Annotated in this window: 22 protein-coding genes; 7 read left to right on the top strand and 15 right to left on the bottom strand. The window is 46.8% G+C overall.

The features are described 5' to 3' along the window. Positions 1-5 precede the first annotated feature (5 nt). The gene (gene mtnA, locus ACDJ58_RS08035; protein WP_413376959.1) at positions 6-1,079 is read left to right on the top strand and encodes an S-methyl-5-thioribose-1-phosphate isomerase; all 1,074 of its coding nucleotides are present in this window, start codon (positions 6-8) and stop codon (positions 1,077-1,079) included. 106 nt (positions 1,080-1,185) lie between these two features. Here the strand turns inward: mtnA and ACDJ58_RS08030 are convergent, their stop codons facing one another. Next, positions 1,186-1,488 carry a YunC family protein gene (locus ACDJ58_RS08030; RefSeq protein ID WP_017689545.1) on the bottom strand — a complete coding sequence of 101 codons (303 nt, stop codon included), beginning with the start codon at positions 1,486-1,488 and terminating at the stop codon, positions 1,186-1,188. Positions 1,489-1,717: 229 nt separating this feature from the next. On the opposite strand from ACDJ58_RS08030, the gene ACDJ58_RS08025 reads away from it, so the two are divergent. Then, positions 1,718-2,296: a hypothetical protein gene (locus ACDJ58_RS08025; RefSeq protein ID WP_413376957.1), complete on the top strand. Its 579-nt coding sequence runs from the start codon at positions 1,718-1,720 to the stop codon at positions 2,294-2,296. 146 nt (positions 2,297-2,442) lie between these two features. Here ACDJ58_RS08025 and ACDJ58_RS08020 read toward each other — a convergent pair whose 3' ends face one another. Continuing rightward, positions 2,443-2,829 (bottom strand): DUF423 domain-containing protein, encoded by a 387-nt coding sequence (locus tag ACDJ58_RS08020; protein ID WP_053780513.1) that lies wholly within the window; start codon positions 2,827-2,829, stop codon positions 2,443-2,445. A 279-nt stretch (positions 2,830-3,108) separates the two neighbouring features. Between ACDJ58_RS08020 and ACDJ58_RS08015 the strand changes: the two genes are divergently transcribed. Both ACDJ58_RS08015 and ACDJ58_RS08010 read left to right on the top strand, forming a co-directional pair. Next, a complete protein-coding gene (locus ACDJ58_RS08015) occupies positions 3,109-3,585 on the top strand; it encodes a hypothetical protein (RefSeq protein WP_413376955.1) in 477 nt (158 codons plus the stop codon). Positions 3,586-3,706: 121 nt separating this feature from the next. Beyond that, positions 3,707-4,555, top strand: a complete 849-nt coding sequence (locus ACDJ58_RS08010) for a DegV family protein (protein WP_413376953.1) — start codon at positions 3,707-3,709, stop codon at positions 4,553-4,555. 135 nt (positions 4,556-4,690) lie between these two features. Here the strand turns inward: ACDJ58_RS08010 and pdaA are convergent, their stop codons facing one another. Beyond that, a complete protein-coding gene (gene pdaA, locus ACDJ58_RS08005; protein WP_413376951.1) occupies positions 4,691-5,470 on the bottom strand; it encodes a delta-lactam-biosynthetic de-N-acetylase in 780 nt (259 codons plus the stop codon). A gap of 156 nt (positions 5,471-5,626) precedes the next feature. Next, positions 5,627-6,025 carry a hypothetical protein gene (locus ACDJ58_RS08000; protein WP_024629079.1) on the bottom strand — a complete coding sequence of 133 codons (399 nt, stop codon included), beginning with the start codon at positions 6,023-6,025 and terminating at the stop codon, positions 5,627-5,629. A gap of 147 nt (positions 6,026-6,172) precedes the next feature. Here ACDJ58_RS08000 and cysC point away from each other — a divergent pair, with 147 nt between their 5' ends. After that, the gene (cysC, locus tag ACDJ58_RS07995; protein ID WP_413376949.1) at positions 6,173-6,811 is read left to right on the top strand and encodes an adenylyl-sulfate kinase; all 639 of its coding nucleotides are present in this window, start codon (positions 6,173-6,175) and stop codon (positions 6,809-6,811) included. A gap of 109 nt (positions 6,812-6,920) precedes the next feature. Here the strand turns inward: cysC and ACDJ58_RS07990 are convergent, their stop codons facing one another. The 9 genes from ACDJ58_RS07990 to ACDJ58_RS07950 all read right to left on the bottom strand — a co-directional run bounded on the left by ACDJ58_RS07990 (position 6,921) and on the right by ACDJ58_RS07950 (position 17,012). Then, positions 6,921-8,822 (bottom strand): ABC transporter ATP-binding protein, encoded by a 1,902-nt coding sequence (locus tag ACDJ58_RS07990; RefSeq protein WP_413376947.1) that lies wholly within the window; start codon positions 8,820-8,822, stop codon positions 6,921-6,923. Positions 8,823-8,825: 3 nt separating this feature from the next. Further along, a complete protein-coding gene (locus ACDJ58_RS07985; protein WP_413376945.1) occupies positions 8,826-10,022 on the bottom strand; it encodes a nucleotidyltransferase family protein in 1,197 nt (398 codons plus the stop codon). Continuing rightward, complete coding sequence (locus ACDJ58_RS07980) at positions 10,006-10,488, bottom strand: lasso peptide biosynthesis B2 protein (RefSeq protein WP_413376943.1); 483 nt, start codon at positions 10,486-10,488, stop codon at positions 10,006-10,008. The genes ACDJ58_RS07985 and ACDJ58_RS07980 overlap by 17 nt, the downstream gene beginning before the upstream one ends. Before the next feature lie 3 nt (positions 10,489-10,491). Then, positions 10,492-10,791: a lasso peptide biosynthesis PqqD family chaperone gene (locus ACDJ58_RS07975; RefSeq protein ID WP_413376941.1), complete on the bottom strand. Its 300-nt coding sequence runs from the start codon at positions 10,789-10,791 to the stop codon at positions 10,492-10,494. After that, on the bottom strand, positions 10,788-11,735 hold the full coding sequence (locus tag ACDJ58_RS07970) for an aldolase (RefSeq protein ID WP_413376939.1): 948 nt from the start codon (positions 11,733-11,735) through the stop codon (positions 10,788-10,790). The genes ACDJ58_RS07975 and ACDJ58_RS07970 overlap by 4 nt, the downstream gene beginning before the upstream one ends. A gap of 143 nt (positions 11,736-11,878) precedes the next feature. After that, positions 11,879-12,016: a paeninodin family lasso peptide gene (locus tag ACDJ58_RS07965; protein WP_175383968.1), complete on the bottom strand. Its 138-nt coding sequence runs from the start codon at positions 12,014-12,016 to the stop codon at positions 11,879-11,881. 76 nt (positions 12,017-12,092) lie between these two features. Then, a complete protein-coding gene (locus ACDJ58_RS07960) occupies positions 12,093-14,024 on the bottom strand; it encodes an asparagine synthase-related protein (RefSeq protein WP_413376937.1) in 1,932 nt (643 codons plus the stop codon). Next, entirely contained in the window at positions 14,021-15,289 is a 1,269-nt protein-coding gene (locus tag ACDJ58_RS07955; RefSeq protein ID WP_413376935.1) for a sulfotransferase family protein, read from the bottom strand. The genes ACDJ58_RS07960 and ACDJ58_RS07955 overlap by 4 nt, the downstream gene beginning before the upstream one ends. A 382-nt stretch (positions 15,290-15,671) precedes the next feature. Beyond that, positions 15,672-17,012: an MFS transporter gene (locus ACDJ58_RS07950; protein WP_413376932.1), complete on the bottom strand. Its 1,341-nt coding sequence runs from the start codon at positions 17,010-17,012 to the stop codon at positions 15,672-15,674. A 263-nt stretch (positions 17,013-17,275) separates the two neighbouring features. On the opposite strand from ACDJ58_RS07950, the gene yhbH reads away from it, so the two are divergent. Further along, positions 17,276-18,442: a sporulation protein YhbH gene (gene yhbH / locus ACDJ58_RS07945; RefSeq protein ID WP_053780501.1), complete on the top strand. Its 1,167-nt coding sequence runs from the start codon at positions 17,276-17,278 to the stop codon at positions 18,440-18,442. After that, positions 18,439-19,878, top strand: a complete 1,440-nt coding sequence (locus ACDJ58_RS07940; protein ID WP_413376931.1) for a SpoVR family protein — start codon at positions 18,439-18,441, stop codon at positions 19,876-19,878. The genes yhbH and ACDJ58_RS07940 overlap by 4 nt, the downstream gene beginning before the upstream one ends. A gap of 64 nt (positions 19,879-19,942) precedes the next feature. Here the strand turns inward: ACDJ58_RS07940 and ACDJ58_RS07935 are convergent, their stop codons facing one another. Together ACDJ58_RS07935 and ACDJ58_RS07930 are read right to left on the bottom strand one after the other, a co-directional pair. Next, positions 19,943-22,414 (bottom strand): EAL domain-containing protein, encoded by a 2,472-nt coding sequence (locus ACDJ58_RS07935; RefSeq protein ID WP_413376929.1) that lies wholly within the window; start codon positions 22,412-22,414, stop codon positions 19,943-19,945. Positions 22,415-22,717: 303 nt separating this feature from the next. Next, positions 22,718-24,379, bottom strand: a complete 1,662-nt coding sequence (locus ACDJ58_RS07930; protein WP_413379546.1) for an ABC transporter substrate-binding protein — start codon at positions 24,377-24,379, stop codon at positions 22,718-22,720. Positions 24,380-24,386: the final 7 nt, after the last annotated feature.

Here is a 24,386-nt window from a genome sequence, read left to right as displayed (position 1 = left end):
CATCCATGACAAACCCTGAACATCAGCCTCTGTCCTCCCTTATATGGAAACAGGACAAGCTTGAAATGCTTGATCAGCGTCTGCTGCCTGAAACAATTCTGATGCTGAAACTGTACACGCCCGAAGAGGTATGGGAATCCATCCACTCGATGAAAGTACGCGGTGCTCCGGCGATCGGGATTGCTGCTGCATTTGGTGTCGTGCTCGGTGCCAAGGCATATGACGGACTTGCCGTACAAGGCTGGCTGGATCATGTAAAATCCATCTGTGCTCATCTTGCCACTTCCCGTCCAACCGCTGTTAACCTGTTCTGGGCGCTGGATCGCATGATGCAAAAAGCCAGTGACCTTGCTGAATCCGGTGCAAGCATCGAAGATAGCAATGCTTCCCTTGAAGCGGAAGCACTTTTGATTCAAAAAGAAGACGAAGAAGTCTGCCGTCTTATCGGTGAAAATGCTCTTCCTTTGTTCGCAGACGGTATGGGTGTGCTCACACACTGTAATGCAGGCGGACTTGCAACCGCGAAATACGGAACAGCGACTGCACCGATGTACCTCGCTCACGAGCGTGGCATCAACCTGAAAGTATTCGCGGACGAAACACGTCCTGTCCTTCAGGGTGCACGCCTTACGGCCTTCGAGCTCCAGCAAGCGGGCATTGACGTTACTCTGATCTGCGACAACATGGCAGGTATGGTGATGTCCAAAGGCTGGATTCAGGCAGTTATCGTTGGTACAGACCGCGTCGCTGCCAATGGGGATGTAGCTAACAAAATCGGAACTTACAGCGTAGCGGTCCTTGCCAAAGCGCACAACATTCCCTTCTATGTAGCCAGCCCACTGTCCACCATTGACCTGTCTACGCCATCCGGAGATCTCATTCCGATTGAGGAACGTGCTGCGGAGGAAGTAACTGAAGGTTTTGGCAAACGTACGGCACCGCAAGGTGTAAAAGTATTCAACCCGGCGTTTGACGTCACACCTAACGAATATGTAACAGCCATTATTACGGAAAAAGGCGTCGTTCGCGCTCCTTTCAAAGAGAATTTAGCTGCCTTGTTCGCCAAGGATGAAGCTTAAATTAATACAAGCATGTTTTATCGTTTGATATAGGATGAGCATATGTAAGTTAAAGAGAGGGCTTCCCAGTAGGGGAGCCCTTTTTTAATCGCCTAATATTCAGGGATTAGATCATCTTGAGCAATGCTTCTACACCCGTCATGCCAACCGTAATGCCCATAGCCTCGGCTTCCGTGGTTACCGACTCCATAGGTGCATGCAGCAACTGTTCCAATGTGCGCACGCCAACCGCCCGAGCTGCAATAATTTTGCGATCCCCAAGCTTCTCATTAAGTAATCCCACATCGAGTGCTCCGCACATGATATATCCTTTGGATGTATTAATCGTCAGTAATGTCGTTTTGGGCAGTTTAACCTCTACCCCGACCAACACATGCTCTCCAACCACAATCGGCTCCATCGTCACCATAATTTCCCGATACACCTCCTCTTCCACAGGTCACGATAATTGTATGCCTCATTCCAGATAGCCGTGTGGACACCTGCGGAAAAGAGCTTGAAATACATATGTTTTGCTACAAGTCGTCAATATAGCGACCCATTTTCTATGTCTCCAGCACTATGATTATTGCCTTTTTAATGATATAGTGTATTGAAGCATGTTTTTGCTGACATATCTTTTAACGGGGCTGGGATGAATGAAAGAAACCTTATCCAACGAAGAAGAAATCGGCTTTTTATTCAATGTCGATATTCTTATTAAGAGCCGCTCGAATGCATTGGCACTGCAGTCCCTGTTGGAGTTCATAAACAAAGAGGAACAAATTGCGGACTTCCGGATTCAATCCGGCATAGAGCTTGGCAAAATTATTGAAGTGACACTGCAGTCCAAAAAGGACTCATTCGCCTTTCTTCATAAAGAAAGAAAAAAATCACAATCCAATGCAAGACAGAAGAACTCTTCACTAAATCAAGCGACGGCTTCAACCGTTCCAGTCAAACCACAAAGTGAAATCGAAACACCTGCTTCCCAGAAAGCTCCTTCAACCGAAGCATCCAACACTACCAACGGAAATTCATTCGATGTATGGATTGATACCCTTATCAAAGAAAACCGTCTTACTCGGATCGTTGTGAACAACAAAAACGGTAGGCATCAGAGCATTCCATGCCGAATATTGAATTTTGATCGGGATACCAGCATTGTAAGCGTCTACCATGTGGATGAAAAACAAGTGTATACGTTCCGAACCAATGAAATTGATGAGTTTCTTTAACTCAATGTGCATTCAAACAAAAAGCAACTTACGGGGGAATTCCATAACATTTCCCAGGCAAGTTGCTTTTTTCAGGTGTTCATTCATGTAACAATGAACTGGTACATCGTAAGTTCTCCATAACTATGAACAGCCATTGTAAACCTTTACGAGCGATCTCTTCCCCGCTGCCATACGTCTATTGCTAATAACAACCAGCCGACAATAAAGGCTACCCCGCCGATTGGCGTGATGGCTCCCAATATTTTAATACCTGAAATACTCAGTACGTACAGACTGCCTGAGAATATGATAATTCCAATAAACAGCAGGCGTGCTGCCCACTTGAGCTTGGTGGACGGTCCAAGTTGACCCGCTGTAAGACCAATGATCAGCAGTCCGATTGCATGTATCATGTGGTACTGCACTCCGGTTTCATACACGGCTATGGCGTCTGCACCAATTTTCTCCTTTAGCATATGTGCACCAAACGCACCAATAGCTACAGAAAGCATTGTCAGTACAGCACCAAGCATCATCCATTTCCGTTGCATTTGCCTTCTCTCCCTTAATTCATCTCTCAACTATTCATTTTAGCGAATCCTTGCAGTGTTTACCAGCCAGCTACGATGCGAAGGCATTTATATGTCTGGTTATATATACTTTGCTTCGCTTTTGCCTCAAAATCGACGAAAACTGGCGTTAAACCTTGATTTTTATCGATTTTTATGGAAAAGTAAAAAGGAATGCCTTCATTCTCTTGATGAGAATCATAATACCCGGATTAGGTTAATTACACTCATGACTACGATTAAGGGAGGGATAAACCATTTATGGATAATCAAAATAACCAGAATAACCATCATCCTTATCAATCCGGTTCCGCTACGGATTATTCAGATCCCAATCATGATAATCTGTATACACCTTACCCCTCCGCCCTTGAAGATCCATCCATGGGTCGATTGAAACACTCTGGGCCTGGTATTGCAAGTTTTGTGATTGGATTGGTCTCGATCATTGGTTACATGCTGACTTTTTTTATTGCCACAATGGCTATAAACAGTTCAATTGGCGTTGTAACCACACCGATCCAAGTAGAGGAGATTGCATTACATCCAGCAGTTGTTCTGGCTTCTCTGGCTGTTCTAGTTTGCCTGATTCTTAATCTGGCCGGAATCATTCTCGGCGTGATTGGGCTTATTCTCAAAAATCGAAAAAAAGTCTTTGCTATTATTGGAACCATTCTCAGTGGAGCCATGATCCTGGCGTTTGCAGGGCTTATTATTGCAGGTATCTATATGATGTAGAAGCGTATATCCGCTTCACACTCATTTCTCAAAAAACGATAATGAAATAACACTAATCCATCTCAACTTGATTTATTTGATCCATCCTATTGCCAAATTTTCGTATCCAAAGGAGATTGACATGTCACGAATCAAAATTTTCACGGACAGCACAAGTGATCTGGCCCCAGCATGGATCCAGCAGCACGATATCGGTATCATCCCTTTATATGTCGTGTTCGGTGAGGAATCACTGAAGGACGGTGCTGAAATTAAGCCGGAGCAGCTCTATGAACGTGTAAGCAGGGATGGGCGTCTGCCCAAAACGGCAGCACCTTCACCTGCGGATTTCATGACGGCATTTCAACCTTACATAGAACAAGGGTATGATATCTTATATATCAGCTTGTCCTCTGAACTTTCGTCAACTTACCAAAATGCAAGATTGGCCAGTTCCGAGTTTCCGGAAGGTCGCATCTCTGTCGTAGATTCTCTGAATCTTTCTTCCGGAATTGCTCTGATGGTCATGAAGGCAGTTCATGCAGTAGAAAAAGGGCAGAGCCTGACGGAGATTACACATCTCGTTGAAGCCATCAAACCGAATGTGCGAACTGAGTTTGTCATCGATACGTTAGAGTATCTGTACAAAGGTGGACGCTGCTCTGGCATGCAAAACCTGATTGGCAGTCTGCTGAAAATTCGCCCCGTCATTCGGGTAGCCGATGGCAAGATGTCACCTGCGTACAAGGTGCGTGGCAAACGGGAAAAGGCGCTGGAACAAATGCTGCAAAACACACTTAACCATAAGGAACAGATCGACCGTGATCTCGTTATCGTCGTGCATACCATGGCCGAGGAAGACGCGCTTGATTTGCAAAAGTCTCTGCAGGAGCAGACTGGAGCACGAGTGGAATTAACTACGGCTGGTTGCGTTATATGTAGTCATTGTGGTCCCAAAACGATCGGTATTATTTACAACACGGTTTTATAAAAAGCCTCTCATCACACAGCATGTTTCCTTAATAATTAGAATCATGTCTGCTTAAACCATCAAAGACCAAGCCAGAAAGGGCATCCCAAGCTACCGTAGCTCAGGATGCCCTTTTTCTATTGTAAACATGTAACATTAATAACTTTTAGTTTTCAGGTCATTCAAACTTTTGAACGCATATCCTTGTTTGCGTGCCTCATCAATGATGGAAGCTAGCGCCTCCGTGTTATCCTTCGACACAGAGTGAAGCAGAATGACTGCTCCCGGATGAAGCTGTTTCAGGACTTGCTGACGTGCATACTCTGTACCACGTTGCACTTTGGTATCCCAATCTTTATAGGCAACGGACCAAAACACATTAACGTAACCTTGGGCATGGCTCTCTGCAAGCGTCCGATTGTTAAAAATGCCACGTGGTGGCCGCAAGAAGGTCGCTTGCTGTCCAGTCAATCGATTGACCTCAGATCGTACCTGATCGAGCTCTGTTCTTATTTTTTCATTGGAAACTCGGGTCATATCGGGATGGCTCCAGGAGTGGTTACCCACAATATGGCCTTCTGCCGACATTCGCTTCACCAATTCAGGCTGGTCTTTCAGATAATGTCCGGTGACAAAAAAAGCAGCTGGCACTTTTTTTTCGCGCAGAACATCCAAGATGGCTGGCGTAAATCCATTCTCATAACCGTTATCAAACGTAAGATACAGCTCTTTCTGTTTTGTATCCCCCAGGAAAATGGCATCGTTATGCTGCAATATCTCCTTAAATCCTTCCTGATCAATGGAAGGCAACTGGCCGTTTTGGCTCTTTTTGAAGCCAAAATGATAAGCTCCATTTATTGGCGATGCTTCAGTATGTGCCGGTAATATACCGAACGTCAATACAGCCAGCAGCATGTAAAGAACCATTCGCTTCATTGCTATCCGCTCCTGTTCCTGAAAAATTCGGTTTATCGTTTCCTATCACGAACACCTTCAGGTAATATGCCACAGGAACAGCTAATGTATGTAAATTTCGATTACAGATCGCTTCACATACTTACACACCATGGGACCCAGTTCTCATTTCTCCGTTCAAAACCGTTTATTGTCTCGCTCGGGATGATGAAACAATTCAAGTAAGGTCTGAGGTTTTCCACTGGAAGCCAGCCACTCTCTAACCATTTCTATCGCACGTGTCTGACCATCACCACTATCCCGCCAGGTTAGCAGCTCAATTACTTTAATAATCAGGGCAGACATATTATGATTATCATGTTCAGAGCGATCTGCGCGCAATTTATGATATAGGGCCTCCTGCTCCCAATCAAGCAAAATCTCGTCACCAATGGTAGGTTTCATCAATGTGTATGCTCTACCACATCCTGAACAGCGAACCGCACTGACCTGCTCTTGAGCAAAGATTGCCCGAATATCCTGATCGCAATCCGCGCACTGGAAATATACCTGTATGTTGTGTATGTTATTGTTCATGTTGGTCTTCCTCCTGCTATGTATGTACTAATTCTATACCCGAATTGTCGTTGATTCACGCTAAATTTCGCCAAATTCAGAAGGTGCTATAATCTTGTAAATATGTTAAAATATTATACATATCATAAGTAGGAAGAGGCGGATATCATGTCAAAGGAAGAGCGTAACATTACCTGGCAGCAATCCAGCTTAAACAGGCAGGACAGGGAAAAACATAACGGTCATCGCAGTCGTGCCTTATGGTTCACCGGCTTATCCGGAGCAGGAAAATCCTCGCTTGCATTTGCCCTGGAGCAGTATCTGTACGAAAAAGGGGTTCATTGTTACGTACTAGATGGGGATAACGTACGTCATGGACTGAATCGGGATCTAGGCTTCACGGCCGAGGATCGGCAAGAAAATCTGCGCCGGATTGGTGAAGTATCCAAGTTGATGGTAGATGCCGGGTTATTTGTTCTTTCCGCCTTTATCTCGCCAGATGCACAAGATCGGTATATGGTTAGACAGCTCTTTGAAGCTGATGATTTCATTGAAATCTATGTACGTTGTTCGATCGAAGAGTGCGAACGCCGTGATCCGAAGGGGCTTTACAAAAAGGCCCGCAGCGGTGCCATTCCACATTTCACAGGGATTTCGGCCCCTTATGATATTCCAGAAGATCCTACACTGATCATTGATACCGAAGTGCTGTCCATCGAAGAAGCCGTGCATGAAATTGTGCAGCATCTGGAACGTGTTGGTGCTTTTCATCTTCCGAAGCCTGTTAGCAATGCCATCGTTCACTAAATGAAAATGGCAAATCATATTGATTACTTTCCTAATACACATAGATCAAAGGCGCTGCCTCAAATGGCGCGCCTTTTTGCTTTGTTCATTTCGGGATTTACCGAGAGATTCATTGCCCCACTACACCTGCCTGCATATTCAACAGTTTGCTGAACGTGCCTACCGGATCAGTAGATAATTGCTGATAGCCCCCTTGTTGGATAACCCGGCCCTCATCCAATACAATCACTCGATCCGCTGTTCGAATGGTGGATAATCGGTGGGCGATAACAATAACGGTGACATGCCCTTTCAGGCGCTCAAGGGCCTCATGAATGTGCTGTTCGTTCTCACTATCCAGCGCACTCGTCGCCTCATCCAATACCAATACAGAAGGGTTTCGAAGCATGGCGCGGGCAAGCACCAAACGCTGACGTTCACCGCCGGACAAGCGGATGCCGCGATCACCGATAATGGTATCCAGTCCTTGCGGAAGTTTGCGGACAAATGTTGCAGACGAAGAGAACTGTAATGCATGCCACATCTGTTCCTCACTGGCATTTGGGTCAACCAGAAGCAAATTTTCACGAATGCTCGTATGGAACAGAAAAGGGTCCTGAGAGACATATCCGATTGAACTTCTCCAGGCTAACAATCGATTTTCGGTTAACGGCACCCCATCCACCAAAATCTGACCGCTCTCCGGACGAATGAGCCCCATAATCAGATCAATCATCGTGCTCTTCCCAGCTCCCGACTTGCCTACAATGGCCGTCATGCCTTTCGCAGGGATGGATGCATACGCTTCGAATAACGAGTAGATATCGCTGCCTTCGTAGCGATAATTGACTTGCTGACACTCTATGGATTCCTTAAGCAACAAGGGTTCAATGGGCCGAACACTGCCATCTTCCTGCTCATTTAGCTTGGCCTGGGCCTTCATTTTAACCGAACGAGGACCGGGAACCGTTAACTCCTCATCATATGGTTCACCAGCATTAACCATTTTTTCGCTAATCTCACGGCTTTTCTCGGTCTCTGTCTGTAACTCTCTCACAATCTGAAACGCGGGCAGCATCGAACTCATATACTCCAGATTGGACTGAATGGACGTGAATCGTGGCCACAACCGTGAAAAAATCAGAATGATGAGCAACAAACTTGCCGGAGGTACAGCGAGCACATGCAGGGATAAATAGATAAAAGCAGCAATAATGACAGCCGCCGATATTCGATGAATCAATTGTGTGCCACTGTTCAACTGGCTGAACTGAATCACGTTACGTTCTATTCGCCCACACATACGTTCAAACCAGCTAATATGTGATTTTTCGAGCATATTGCTCTTAATATCCTTGATTCCGTTAAAGTGCTCTGTAATACCGTTATAATAGCTCTGGGAATATTCCGACGTCTGATCCCCAATCTGTTTTGCCCGTTTCACGAATTTTCTCAAGACAATAAACAATACCAATCCGCAGACCAGGACAAGGGTGGTTAACTTGGCAGACAACCAGAAGGCCAGGCCGATTTGAATGCCGGTGAAGATCAAGGAAGCCGCCATTTGCAGCATAATATTCGTTCCCTGACTGACACGGGCAAGTTCGGTCGTTAATATATGATTAAAATCGGATTTTCGTTTTTGGAGAAAAAAAGACCACTGCGCCATAATGATGGCACGATAGGTTTCCATGCGCAGCGTTCGAACAAATTGCTGCTGAATTCGAGTGTTGCGAATTGTCTGAAGACGTTGTAGCCACGCCTGTCCAGAGACAATGAGGACAAAGGCCAACAGTACCAGCAGCAGCCGGCCATTTTCCGGAAAACGATTTAAAAATTCTGATATCCAGGGTAAGTGCAGACCTGTTGGACCCATTTCAAAAATACCAATAAGACTTAACATCGGAACGAGCATATATATGCCGATTCCTTCCATCAGACTGATGCAGATCATGCCCAGCAGGTTCCAATATAACACTGGGCCCGTTACACGATGCAGTTTTCGCATAAAAAATTGCATTTCCGAAATCATACGTTATCCCCTCTCCGTCATCGTGTTCCTTTTGATTCGCCGCCAGAACCAGAGAAAGGGACGTAACGGAAAATACAAAAAATGCAGTGAACGCGGAAGCGGCAGTTGGTCTACATCCCAGGTACTCGGATACAAACGTTCGATAAAGAAAAACAGCTTCTGCCTTGTGCTTCGCAGTGCGAACAGATAGGAACGATAACTCTTTACATCTGCCGGGCTCTCAATCATCACATTCATGAACACTACGCCGCGTCTGGCTAATTTCTCTCCCGCACGTTCGTGCGAAGACAACAAAGCAAGATAATTGGCATCCAACGGGGTGTCCATTAATACCGAAGCCAGATGAAGAGCTTGTGAACCGATAGATAATCTATCTTCTGCTTTCAGGCGTCGCTCCACTTTTTTGACATCCAGTGGCATATTGCGAATCATCTGGTCGATATCCAGCAACCAGCGCAGTCTGAACCATCCATGTCTTGCACCGTGCGTCACCAAATATGCCCACAGATCCTCCCTTTCCAGCATACGGACAGGCGTCTGGGTATAGGTGCTGAATCGGCTGCGTTTCCACAGTAATTCAAAATCGGTTTCTCTTCCAGAATCCGGGTTAAGCCGCCAATGGATCTCCACTTGGGTTCTTTTGACCGGGTGTTTGTAACAGATATGATGTTCCCGCCATTTCCAGCTGGCAACGGTCGGTGTTCGCTTGCCTTCCTTCGATTCATAACCAAGCGATTCCAGGATCTCTTCCGCGGACTCCACATCATCAAAGGGAATGAGAATATCCAGATCTTTAGAGGTCCGCAAGGAAATATCTCCGTATAGATCATGTGCCAGCGCGGGCCCTTTGAGCGTAATATTCCGAATACCTCGTTCACGAAAAGCACCACACACCTGCTCCATCTCGGCTGTCAGATGTAACATGCGGAACGTATTGGCTGTATATTGCTGCCTCAGGTTTTCCACTACAAAAGCGGGAATAACCGCTGAGTCCAACTCTTTTATTTTCAGATAGAGAACAGAGTACAGTCGATGATGATGAGCGAGCTGCAAAAAGAGCTGCCAGTCCATGTCCTTCATCCGTATTTTGGCGTCCTCAGGGGTTATTGCTGTTAGATCGCCTTTCATCATGCTCAAAATCAGCTTAAGCTCCTGTGGAAATTCCGCTGTATATTGTTCCCACTCATGTATCGTAGACAATCTCCCCAGCTCCCTTCTCAGGACACCGCTTGCCAAACACGCCGACAACCGTATATTGGTCCATTGTATCTGCTCCAGTCACAATCAATTTCCCACTTCGTAGCCATGCATGAGCCATCATTTGGCCTTGTTTATTCCGTGCAGTACCCATATATAGAGTACTCTCCACTTTACGGCGTTCCAGCATCTTCATCGCTGCGATTGCCATGACAAGGCAACGACTCTCCCATAATGTATACCTGCTGGCAATGAGTATAGCTTTAGAAATATTTCGAATCGTCGTCACATCACTTCGATTGAGTCCCGTCATCGGCGTTTCGTACATCGGTGTACCGAGACCAGGAGCAATCTTGGCAAAAGGCATCGCCTTAAGTATTCGTGCCCATCCAAGGTGGACATAAGCTTCCCATACCAATCCACGAATTTCACGCGGCAATGAACGATATGCTTTTATTTTTCGCAACATGGTCTACTCTCCGCGGGTAACGTCAATTAATCCTTCATGCGTCAGATGCTCTAGAAATTGCACAACCTGTTCACGGCATATGTCTTGTTCAATCTCATATTCTGAAGCTAACACTTCAACCAATTCGGTCAATGTTCTTTCTTCACTGATCAGATCCCAGATTCGTCCACCCGTGCTGCCCAGATTATAGTACTTGCCGTTATGGATGCTCATCATGACTTTTTCCCCGCCCATGTCACTGACAAGATTGCCTTCCTTACGCAACACACGGTCTTCCCCATTCATTGGCTTCGTTGCTGTCATTGTCCCGTATACACTCCTTTACGTGCATATTCTGTAATCCGGTCAGCCATCTCAAATGCCGTAAAATCAGAGCCTGACCTCGTGATTCTGAAAACTTCAATACCGGCGGACAGCCGTGAGACCGTCTCGAACAGCCATTGTGCCAGACCCTGCCTGGAAACAAGTCCACTACGAAATGTATGAGAGCACAGCATGTGAAGGCGTTCCAATCCGGCAACTTCCTTCAGCTGTACGGGTTTCAGCATTTCTTCCGGTTTCGGATCAAGTTCAAAAACAGCGGCAATCGGAACGGGTCTATCATGAAAATAGTGCTGAACCGGTATCGCGTATTTCGTAATCTCCGCATGAACCGTTGCGTAATCCTGTTCCTTCATACCGAATCCGTCCAGGCTGGGCTGCCATAACTTTTGCTGCGGATAACCTGGTGATACGATTGCTCTTCCTCCTGCATCCCAAGTCAGTGCCACGACATCATCCGTTAAGAGCGGAAAGCCGCGTGAAGCAAGTGCAGCTGATAAAGTGGATTTGCCTGCACCCGAGTGTCCAACAAATGCATAAGCCCAACCATCAATGACTATCGCACTTCCGTGCAGCGGTAGAATGCCGCGCTGCATCATAATGACGGCCATACATGTGCCCAGCACAAATAATCTAACCTTTTTGTCATCTGCACCCGCTTGAGGGGATACCACGATGCGGCGTCCTTGTTCCACGAGAAACAGACCCGTATCCTCAATCCGAAAAAAAAGACTGCCATTTCGGGATACAAAGTTATCGCTCCCCACATCCCACTCTTCCCACTGTGCCGCCAAATCAGCTATTTCAATGTGTACGTCCGTATGGGCAGTTAGAGAATCTGTACCGCTCTGTACGATTTGGAGTTCAGGCATTGGGATTTGGCTCAACCAACGCAAGCCATACGCTTCATACTGCACAGGCAACAATGAATGACTCCTCCTTCGCAATCTGCATGTAAGTAAAAAAGCCCTTATATTCGCATTGCTCAATATAAGGGCGGAGGCGAAAAGTTGGGATATTACCCTTTCCGCCCTTCTAAGTATGATGGCACATGTTAAAACTAAGCAACTTAGGAAGTCGGATCGTAGAGATCAGCATCGTGGACAGTAATCCAGTCGATCTGTCTGTAACCTACTCCTGCCATCGTTTGGTTCACTTCCAATACTTCCAGTGCTGGTGCTTGCCATTCCTTTTTTTCCATTTGCATCGTGTTCACCTCCTCTCATAAGTCAACTAATTAATGAACCTTATCCCGGTTCATATCGCTACACCCACTAGCTACATCAGAACTTTCGGATGAATCGATACACGATCAGGCTATGCATCATCAACCGCAAGTCGGGGTGGGAAGCGAGCTCCGGCCGAGGGTTAGGAAAGTTTGCGAGTGCAGACTTGATTCGCTCTGTGTTCAATATGCCAGCGACCCGGCTGTCAGAACATAACGCAAGCAATTCGGCAGTAAAATCGCCCCAATTGGGAATCATGCGGTGCAACCAATCCGCGGGCTGAACACCGCGCACTCGCTGGTTTAACCTCACTTTGTCAGGTAGCTCAGGTGATGTAGCCCGCCGAATCAAGGCACGGTCCGTCCCTTGATTAACATATTGTTCAATCGGTACGGACAGACAGAAACGAATCACTCTGGCGTCACTCGTAGGATCACGCTCCCACGCACGATAACGAAGAGAGCATTTGGTCGCAACAGCACCATTTTTGTTGGCAATGGCCAGGTTGTTGAATTTCTCTGCCCGTACTTTGAGCGCATCTGCCTGAGCACCGCCTTGCAGAACGATAATGGATTTGAGCCGATCCAATACGCCTGTTCGCCTAGCAAACTCCGGATGGATTAATTGCACCGACGCAGCTTGGGCAGCTCCCTTTGACATGGATTTGAACAATTCCGGATACGCTTTACGGCCCGTAATTTTGGCAATTCGTGAGAACTTCATCCCGGTACGTTCACTGTACTGCTGCATTTCCCGGAGCCACCGGAACCAACGTCCGCTTTTTAGCAAACTGGCGTAATAATCAAGTGCTGGGCCCCAGGAGACCGTGAAGTTGCCCCGCGCTCCAGTCAATAGAATGCCTGCATCCTGCTGACTCGCTTTTTCATAAAAACCACGAATCCAGAAGGAGTTCTCAAAGTATTTATAAGGCATTTCCATAATATCAAGCCAGGTGTCCACTTCACTAAGTGGGCTTCTACCCTCAAAATCAAGATAATTCTCCGTGATATTACCGACATGATTAACCGTAGACTGGATAAACGGGCGTTCATCTGCTAACAGTGTTTTCGATGTGTAATCCGTAAAGTCAGACACCGGAACATAGCTGTACGCATTTAATGTTTTCCCTTGACTCCGCAGTGTTCCTGAGGCAAATCCAACCACAGCCCCAGAATCCAGCCCTCCGCTTAAAGCAGCAGCCACCTGTCGATGCGTTCGTAAACGCGATCCAACAGCTTGACCAAATACCTCCCGGAATGCTTCTACATATTCCCCGTCGGACTTGAGTCTTAGAGGCTCCACTTCGTCCCAGCGATGATATTGTTTCTGTTCCATCCTTCCATCCCTGAAACTAAGCGTATGGGCAGGGGGCAGCTGACTCACTCCGCGATAGACGGTAGAATGGATGTCTGCTGAGTCATGCATATCGGGAATGGCAAGAAATTCGGACAACCAGATTTCATCCAGTTCTTTATGTACACCTTCCAATTGCAGCAACGGTTTCATTAAGGTACAGAAGGCAAACCGCTCACCATCATGCCGAAAATAAAAGGATCTCATGCCCGTAATATCTCTGGCAGCGAAGAGTCTACGCTTGCGATCATCCCAGATTGCGAAGGCGAAATCGCCAAGCAGTTTCTCTGCCATATGTTCATCCCACCGCTGATAGGCTCGCAGGATCAGTTCACTATCCGACAATCCGGCTAACTCCGCCCTCGATATGGACAGTTGATCTGCCAGCTGCTCCCGATTATCCAAAATGGCATCCGCCGTGATAGTCAGACCACTCACTTCATCATATAAGGGCAATTGCTCGCTGACTGACTCCGGCGTAATCCACTGGGCGTGACAGCTTAGAAAAGCTTCATTGCCTTTCCAGACCCCCGTTGTATCCGCCGGAACGTGGCCCAGACTGGCATATAGGCGCCAACTGTCCTCCCACAACGCTTGCTGACCATCGGTGTGAACAATTCCTGCTATAGCGCTCATGACTTTCCTCCCCGGAGTATCTTGCGCTGTGAAGCCCAGGCGCTTATCTGGTTACCAAACGGAATCAAGGATTTGATACGCTGAATCTTACTGTGAGCAGAGGCAAGCTGTACCTTCAATCGTTCCCGCTCATTGTACCCTCGCTCCAGCCGATTATCGGCTGCACGTAATGCGGCTTCCAACTGCCTGATCGTTGCCAATGCGGCCAGAGTCGGGTCAATTGCATCAGGTTCATTCGCTGCCTGATTATCCCTGTTTTCATCTGGAGTATTGCTCACTAGGTCTACAGGCTGCATCCGGTAACCTCGCTGCCAGCTGCTGCCCGTTGCTTCGGAGAATTGACGCGTTAGCTTGGATATGACTTCCTCATCCGGGCCAGCTTCGTAACGTACACCCGTCCATTTCTCGGCTTCTTCGAGCTGTTCACTGTATCCCATCCGATGGAACAGATCTGCGCCTATCACCCGGCAATAGAATTCAACTTCCTGTGGATCGAGTATTTTTTTCCAGTTGTTAACAGAATCCTTATGAGCTTCCTGATGCGAGGACAGAAACGGATCACCGACACCCATACTATAGAACATATTGGACTTTGTACTGTCCACAAAGCGTCCATATTGCTCTATTCCCTCTTCATATCCGATGCCAAGAAAACCGCATAACTTTTCCATTTCGTCCCGAGGATTGGAGACAAGTTGTTCGTACTGAACTTCATAGGCATTCGTGTGTTTGTCCGCAAAATAATCGTTCAAACGGAGCATACCCAGTGTGAGATCAACTGCTTTCATATTAAGGTTCGGACTCTGCAAGCTGCCAATCAGTTCGAATCCTTCTCCGGTATGCCGGTTTACCTTTTTGTAGGAAGCAGCTATGGCAAGGGGGTTACGCTGGAGATGAATGCGCTTGGACTGTGGAAACAGGCGATCAAGCCATTCCAGCATATAATAGTAACGAGGAGATTTATCTACGATGAAGTCTGCCCCGCTCCCCTCCAGAAATCCGTTATAGATTTCAAGAGCAAAGCTTCTGCACGCCTTCTCAAAACCTTCGTCTGATACCATAGCACTGTAAAACTGACGGATAATTGCACTTCCACCATAGGGGCGGGAATCAGCCTTCTGCAAATCTACAAGATTCATCAGAAACCACATCTCCTGTGTGGCAAATACACGGCTGTGATTTTGCAGCATCACGGTGGATAGCGAACTTCCACTGCGAGGTACACATAGTAGTAAGACAAGTCCGTTACCATGAACATCTACCAATGGCAGCCTCTCCTCTGTAAAATTAAAATAAGCATGCAGTTGGTATAGCTCTTTATATCAAAATCCGCTAATAATCCTACTTGGGAATAGGTAATATGGATGATGTACTTTCGACAATTTTTAGATACGATATGTATTCATGCTTTTACTCTATGATACAAAATGTATCATGTCAATCTTTTATTTTCACCTTTTCATAATATCTTTCTATCCACTCTATTCTGTTCTCTGTCGTTTAAGCACTTATACTTACTCTATGACCCTTACCATCTATAACTGTTGCATAAACATGAAAAAGCTCCAGAGCAGTTTACGAATAAACAGGCCCACGGAGCTACTATTATTAATGATGAACATTAGACTATAAAACGTTAATAACCACTCATCCAGTCGATCTTGCCTCTGAGCTTTTCCCCGAAATGAGATGATGCATCCAGCCCTGCCCTTCTTCCGGATCAGCCTGAATCGCATCAGACATCCCCTGCTGCACTTTCACAGTCACTAGCACTGCAATCCCCACAGCGAAAAAGAAAATTAGAGACAGAATCCCCCAACGGGTTGACCCTGTTAATTGGCCCACCCAACCAAATACAAACGGCCCAAAAATGGAAGAAAATTTGCCTGTAATATTCACAAATCCAAAATACTCTCCAGTTCTGCCAGCAGGCATCAAATTACTGAACAAGGATCGCGCTGTCGATTGACTTACGCCCTGCACTACTCCAACCAGCCCAGCGAGCAGATAAAAATGGATGGCTGATGTCATGAAATACCCTAAGATAACGATGCATATGTAAATGGACAAGCTTACCATCAACACCTGCTTCGCGCCCCAACGCTGTGCCCATGCCCCCAGCAACAATGTGCAAGGAAACCCGATAAACTGGGTCAGTAACAAGGCCAACATCAGATCTGCTGTCCCGATCCCAATGCTTGTTCCATAAATCGTTGCCATCAGGATAATCGTGTTAATGCCGTCATTGAAAAACCAGAAAGCAACTAGCATGCGCATCAGCTGCGGAAAACGCCGTATCTGGCGAAAAGTTTGGCCAAGTCTGCGTACACCCACACCTGCATACCCTTTCCACGACTTGGGCATATCCGGTGCGGCAGGTCGACGCGGGGCATGGCGGAATAAAGGAATGGAAAATACCAACCACCACAACGCTACGGAGATAAAAGCAAGTCTTGTTCCCGCAAGTGTACTCGCCATCCCAAACCACCCAGGCTGCTGAATCATCAGCATATTGACCGCAAGCAGCAATCCCCCACCAATATAACCATAGGCGTACCCTTTGGAGGAGACCATATCTCTTCGATCGGCTGATACCAGATCAGGCAGCATCGCATCATAGAACGTGTTACCACCCGCAAAACCGATCGTCGAAATGACCAGCAGTGCAGAAGCGAGCAGCCAGTCTCCCTCCCCAATGATGCTGAATCCGAGTGTTGCGACAATGCCAATGATGGAGAATACTCGCAAAAAATCACCTTTACGCCCAGATAAATCCGCTAATGTCCCCAGTAAGGGGGTTAACAGCGCTACACATAGCATGCCGATGGAATGGGTGTACGCCAGATATGATGCTGCGGTATCTGTATCCAGTGTAGCTGCAGCCACAGAGGCGTAGAAGACGGGAAGAACGGCTGCAAGTACCGTCGTCGCATAGGCCGAGTTGGCCCAATCATACATAATCCATGCCTTAACTGCCCGTTTATCCAAATCGTACCCTTCCTTTGCATACATCCCTTTGAGGGATGCCAAGTAAACACCTTGTCCCTATTGTAAAGGAAGTTCGTCACACTTGTTCATCGTTTCTGTAAAAAAGTTCCGGACGATCTGTACAATTTTAGATGATCCTGGAAGGCAAGCTCGCGTAATTGTATCATTTTATCTACTCATGCATCACATATCGTCCCCGCCCGTGAATATACTTAATTACCGACAGGCCAAACTGTGCCGCGTAATCAATGGGGGGTGCCTACATGTCAAATTCACACCAGCCTTACTCGTTCGTCGTATCCCGGGAAGATTGGTCGCTTCACCGCAAAGGGTACCAGGACCAGCAACGCCATCAGCAAAAGGTTAAAGATGTCATCAAGCAGAATCTGCCTGATTTGATTACTGAAGAAAACATCATTATGTCCGATGGACAACAAATCATCAAGGTACCAATCCGCAGTCTGGATGAGTACCGTTTTGTGTATAACTACCAAAAGCAAAAACATGTGGGGCAGGGAGACGGTGACAGTCAGGTCGGGGATGTCATTGGTCGTGATCCCGCTTCGAAGAAACCAGGCAAAGGTGAAAAGGCCGGAGATCAACCCGGGCATGACATTGTTGAAGCCGAGGTGAGCATCGAGGAATTGGAAGATATGCTTTTTGCAGAACTGGAGCTTCCGGATCTGAAGCAAAAAGACAAGGATCAGATTGAGACACATACAGTGGTATTCAACGATATTCGCAAAAAGGGCATGCAATCCAATATTGACAAGAAACGCACCATATTGGAGAACTTGCGCCGCAACGCTACTACAGGCAATCCGGGTATTCACCATATCAGTCCGGATGATCTGCGTTACAAGACGTGGGAAGACAAAATCATTCCACAGTCCAATGCGGTCATTATCGCCATGATGGACACTTCCGGGTCCATGGGCTCCTTTGAGAAATATTGCGCACGCAGCTTTTTCTTCTGGATGACCCGTTTCCTCCGCCGTCAGTATGAGAAGGTCGAGATTGTTTTCCTCGCCCATCATACAGAAGCCAAGGAAGTTACCGAGGAAGAATTTTTCACGCGCGGCGAAAGTGGAGGCACCATCTGCTCCTCTGTATATATGAAGGCACTGGAAATTATTGATAGCCGTTATCCACCTTCCAGCTACAATATCTACCCTTTCCATTTCTCGGACGGGGATAACCTGACTTCGGATAATGAGCGGTGTGTCAAACTGATTGGTGAGCTGATGAAGCGCAGCAATATGTTTGGATATGGCGAGGTGAACCAGTACAACCGCAGCAGCACACTCATGTCCGCCTATCGTCATATCAAGATCGACCAGTTCATGTATTATGTGATCAAAGAAAAAGGCGAAGTGTACAAAGCTTTGCGCAGCTTTTTCCAGAAACGGGAAGGAGGCAGCGTAAGATGACAGATGAAATCCGCGACCTTGAATACGCCATTGCCGAGATTATGGAGATTGCCGATGGATTCGGCCTGGATTATTATCCGATGCGTTATGAAATATGCCCTGCCGATATCATCTATACCTTTGGAGCGTATGGTATGCCGACCCGGTTCAGTCACTGGAGCTTCGGGAAAACTTTTCATAAAATGAAGATGCAATATGATTTTGGACTCAGTAAAATTTATGAGCTCGTAATCAATTCCAACCCTTGTTACGCCTTCCTGCTGGATGGCAACTCGCTGATCCAGAACAAGCTGATCGTCGCACATGTGCTGGCTCACTGCGATTTCTTCAAAAACAATGCCCGCTTCTCCAAGTCCAATCGTAATATGGTGGAGAGCATGGCAGCGACGGCTGATCGGATCAGCAACTATGAGATGGAATATGGTACAGAGGCCGTTGAAGCGTTCATTGATGCCGTTATAGCGATTCAGGAACATGTCGATCCACAGTTGATCAAACCCCGCCATTTGGACAAACAACGTTATATGGAGATGAAAATGCGGGAGCAGCGTGGCGAGAAAACGCCAAGGCCGGAAGGTCGCTATGATGACTTGTGGTCCCTGGATGATACCCAGCCCGAGGAAACACCTACGGATGGAATACAGGTACATCACTTCCCGCCAGAACCGGAAAAGGATGTCATGTGGTTTATCCAGGAATTTTCTGAAGTGTTGACGGATTGGCAGCGGGATATTATGAGTATGATGCGTGAGGAAATGCTCTATTTCTGGCCGCAGATGGAAACGAAGATTATGAATGAAGGCTGGGCCTCCTACTGGCATCAACGTATTATACGGGAGCTCGACCTGAACAGTGAGGATACGATTGAATTTGCCAAACTGAACTCTTCCGTCGTGCAGCCATCCAAGCAAAGTTTGAATCCCTACTATTTAGGGCTGAAAATATTCGAGGATATTGAACGTCGCTGGGATAACCCGTCCCGGGAAGAAAGAGAACGTTTTGGGCGTCAACCAGGGCAGGGTCGTGCCAAAATGTTTGAGGTGCGCGAATTCGATTCCGATACCTCATTTATTCGCAATTATATGACCAAGCAATTAACCGAAGACCTCGACCTCTATGTATTCGAGAAAAAGGGCCCGGACTGGAAAATTACCGACAAGTCCTGGCAAAACATACGGGATCAGCTTGTATTTGCACGCATCAACGGTGGTTCTCCGTATCTGGTCGTTCAGGACGCCGATTACCTGCGAACAGGAGAACTCGTGCTCAAGCATCAATATGAGGGCATCGAGCTGGATCTGAAATATATGGAACGGACCCTGCCTTATCTGTACCGCCTTTGGGGGCGTACCGTCCATGTGGAAACACGGGTGGAAGATAAGCCGATCTGGTTCACATATGATGGCAAGAAGCACCACCGCAAGTTTTTATCATAAGAACAAAAAAGGCGGCAAGTCCCTGGCATATGGCGGGGACTTGCCGCTTGGCATTTCAGTGAACTTAGAGAATCGATGGAGCTCCATGCAGCCGCAGTGGCACAAAAAAGTCATGCTCCACTTCGCTTGCCGGCAATGGACGACTAAAATAATATCCCTGAATTTCGCGGCAATCATTTTGCATCAGAATATCCAGCTGTCCTTTCGTCTCGATCCCTTCCGCGATCACTTCCATCTTCAGATTTTGAGCCATCGATATGATCGTGGCCACAATCGCCTGGTCACTCCGGCTCTCCGTAATATCCGTCACGAACGAACGGTCAATCTTTAACTTATGAATTGGAAAATGCTTCAAATAACTCAGCGAGCTATATCCTGTCCCGAAATCATCCAGGCTGATTTTGACTCCAAGCGCTGTAAGTTCATTGAGAATACCTGTGGATACGGATGCATCCATCATCATGCTCTCTGTAATCTCCAATTCAAGATAGCGGGCATCGAGGCCCGTCTCAGTGAGTGCATTTTTGACCTGCTCCACCAGATTGGATTGATGAAACTGCTGACTAGACAAGTTAACGGATACCGGAATGAGTGGTCCGCCACTGGCATGCCAAAGTTTCATCTGTCTGCACGCTTCGCGCAGTGTCCAGTTCCCAATCTCATAGATCAAGCCTGTCTCTTCTGCCAAAGGAATGAACACATTCGGAGACAGAACGCCCTTGTCTGGATGATTCCAGCGAATCAAAGCCTCCACGCCGATCATACGGCTGTCTTCTGTACGTATCTGGGGTTGATAATACAAGACCAGCTCATCCCGTTCCAGTGCTTTGCGCAAATACCCTTCTAGTTCAATTCGTTCATACAGCTCCGAATCCAGTTGGGCCGTGTAAAACTGAAAACCGTTCTTGCCGTTTTTCTTAACTTCATACATGGCAGAGTCTGCATGCTTCAACAACGCATCCGCTCCTGTTCCATGATACGGATACATTGCGATCCCGATGCTGGCCGTAACGTAAAAGTCATTTTCCTTTAATCGATAAGGTAGCTGAATCGCTCGAACAATCCGTTCTGCCAGTTCGGCTACCCGATCCTCATTCCCCTGCTCATTCGTAACAACCAGTGTGAATTCATCGCCTCCCATACGAGCAAGCATGACATTATCCGTCGCGTTCGGGTCTGAATCCTGGATTGCACTCATAATTCTGCTGCTCACTTCTCGAAGAAACACATCTCCAATGGAATGTCCCAGGGAGTCATTAATCATTTTGAAACGGTCAATATCCATCACCATAACCGCAAATGAACTTCCTGCTGCCCCAGAAGTCGCGATCGTGCTCTCCAGCACATCATCCAGCTTGCGACGATTGGGGAGCCCGGTCAGCGGATCGTGCAGAGCCTGATGGCGGATGCTTTCCTGAGCCTGTTTCTCCTCGGTGATATCTTTGATCAGAATGTGGCTTCCCTGATGTTTACCATCAATCAGTACAGGCACTACAGCGATACTTAGATCAAGAATATTTCCCTGAACGTTTTTCATTTTTCCCATAAAATGCTGCTGCTCACGACTATCATCATCCCAAACCACATGATGCATTTCACTTGCCCAATGAATATCAACGTGCTGTGCAATCTCATCAATAGAACGATGAATGATCTCTCTTTCTTGGTACCCTGTAATACGTGTAACTGCAGCATTAATCCCCTTGATAGCCCCTTGCTTATCCACCGAAATAATGGCATCTGAATGGTTTTCGTACAGGGCCTGATACCACTGTTCATTTTCGTGAATCCGGCGATCTTTCTGAGATAAACGCTGATTAATAAAGATACCGAACAAGGTCAACCCCAATGCAATAAAAGTACCCGCTGCGATCAGATACGCGAGAAGTGAAGGTTCAATCTGCATCCTCGAACCAGCCATTGCGTCATGTGCATGATGAAATCGTGCAGCTGACATCCCTGTATAATGCATTCCCAAGATGCCCAGCCCCATAATAAGTCCGCTTCCCATTTTGTACACCCATGTATAACGTGACTGATGCTGCCGGAAGAAAAACATGAGCCATAAGGCAGCAAATGAAGCTAAAGCTGCGATCAGGATGGATAACACCACCCTGTCTGGTTCATACGTTATGGGTACCGACATGGCAGCCATTCCGATATAATGCATGCTGCTAATACCTGCGGTCATTAGCACTCCTGATATCAGGAGCTTGCTTATTTTACCTGACTGCTGACCTGCAATATTTAACGCTACACCAGATGCAATGATTGCAAGCAGAACGGATAGAAAGACCTCACCTGTGGAATAAGACACATGCATGGGAAGAACAAAAGCCAGCATGCCCACAAAATGCATGGACCAGATTCCCAAACCCATGGAGACTGCCCCGCAGGTGAGCCAGACATTCCGGGACATGCCTTTAGCCAGACTTACCCGTCCCGCAAGGTCAAGCGCTGCATAAGAAGCCAACGCTGCAATAATGTAAGATAAAATAACCAGTTCTAAGTTGTACGTTCCATGTAGGTGCTCCACTCACTTTGTCCTTTCAACCGGGAAATGCCTTGTATGTATGCAAAATGTAAAAAAAGAAGCGAGTGCACTGTCTGGATGACAGGCACTCCCTCCATATCATTTGTCTGGAGACCACCGACTTGTTATAAAGCCAAAGTCATACATCTCTAACCCGTTAATATTGATGTATATAGTCTAAACGTCCCAGACGTGGAAATCAACACTTTTTTCCAGAAAAAACGGATGTTTAATATCGCCGAATTCCCATCCACCATGCGCCTTGGAGGCGTTTATTTTCCCCTTGCCATCCTTTCCTCGCTTACCTTATTCGCCTTGGACCAGTTTCGCCTTCTTGCGAACTTCTTCGGTCATCGTCTGCTCATAACCCTTCACATCGAGCTTGTTGAATTCCTTCACATATTCATCCCAGACCTTGTTAAAGTCATCCGGGCTGGAGAGGACCAGTTTGGGCGCATATTTCTTTTGCAAATCCGTACGTTTCTGCCCATAGATATGGGCTGGGGAACCTTGATCAAAAGCAATGCTCCAAGCCGGGTACCATGGACGTTCATCCGGCGCAGCGAACAGTTGGGAGAATGTCTCCACGCCATACTTCTTCAGAATGAGCTTATCTCCATCCGTATAGGAGAATTGGGCAACTTCGGGTTGTCGTTCTACACCGACAGAATTACCGTCAGGCAGAGTCGATCCATTACCGTAACGCGGCCAGCTGTACTCAAAGTATTTGAATCCGAACGATTGACGGAACTCATCTGAGTCCGTTTTCTGGATCATTTCTGGTGAGCGCGTAAATCGCCCCTTGTCATCCACTTCGTAGGTCTCTCCTTCGATCCCCCAGTTGGACAGAATCTGATTCTCATCCGTTAACAGGTTATCGAAAAATTTGATAATACGGACTGGATCTTCTGCGCTTACGGTGATGCCAATCCCCCGATTATTAACAAAGCTCGGAGGATCAGTATACTGATCCTTGTTGTTTGCATCGTACACAATAGGCAGTGCCATATAACGCAAATCGTCGTTGCCAGCTTCCTTCAAATGGTTCATTTCCTGCCCTACCTGCCAGGCATAATCAAAGAATCCAAGCACTTTTCCATTGGTCACTTTCGCAAGATACTGGTCATAGTTGTCGACAAAGGAGGACTTATCGAACAGTCCCAATGAATTCATTTCATTCAGCTTCTGCATCCAGCGTTTGGTCTCTTCGGTCAGCCCATAGTCCCTGGCTTCCTGAGTCTGCATATCCACCATAATGGCTCCATCATTCGGATAACCTGCAAGATGCATGGCCGGGTTAGTGATCGTAAAAAATTTATCATCATACGTTAATGACAGGAATCCAGTCAATCCTTCATCTTTGTGTTTGTCAGCGTATTGTTTAATCAGAGCCATGTATTCATCCAGTGTGGTGATTTTTGGATATCCAGTCTCCTTCAATACACGCCGCTGTATCCAGAAGGCACCTTGATCCACATTCGGATTAGGCAGATAGTCTCCAACCACTGCGCTCATTGGCAGAAAATAAATGTTGCCGTCTTCCTCTTTCATCAGATTGTAGTACGGATCATACATCCGTTTAATGTTTGGGCCATACTGATCAATCAGATCGTTGAGAGGAATAAATGCACCGGCATCCACAATTTTGTCAATAGCCCCGTCCGGCACCATCACATCCGGGTATTTATTACTCGCAATCATCGTTCCGATTTTGGTATTAATATCACCCACAAGGTATTCAATTTTGAAATTAACCCCCGTTTGTTCCTCCAGCTTTTTACCGATTGTGGTTTCATTTGTATTGATGTCCTTGCCGGAACCCGCTTTAAAATACGAGAATGTAACTTTCTCTGTGCTTACTTTGTCGTCTCCTACTGCTCCGGCTTCCGGTTTAATCTCACTTCTTCCCCAGGAACAAGCCGTCACCATGGTTAAAGCTAATACTGCCGGCAGCCAGCGCTTCAGCATGTGGTTG

Origin of the sequence: Paenibacillus taichungensis (genome assembly GCF_047302525.1) — a bacterium.
GTDB classification, from domain to species: Bacteria; Bacillota; Bacilli; order Paenibacillales; family Paenibacillaceae; genus Paenibacillus; species Paenibacillus taichungensis_B.
Note: the sequence above shows the minus strand (reverse complement) of the source record. Positions and strands in the feature narration are given on the sequence as shown.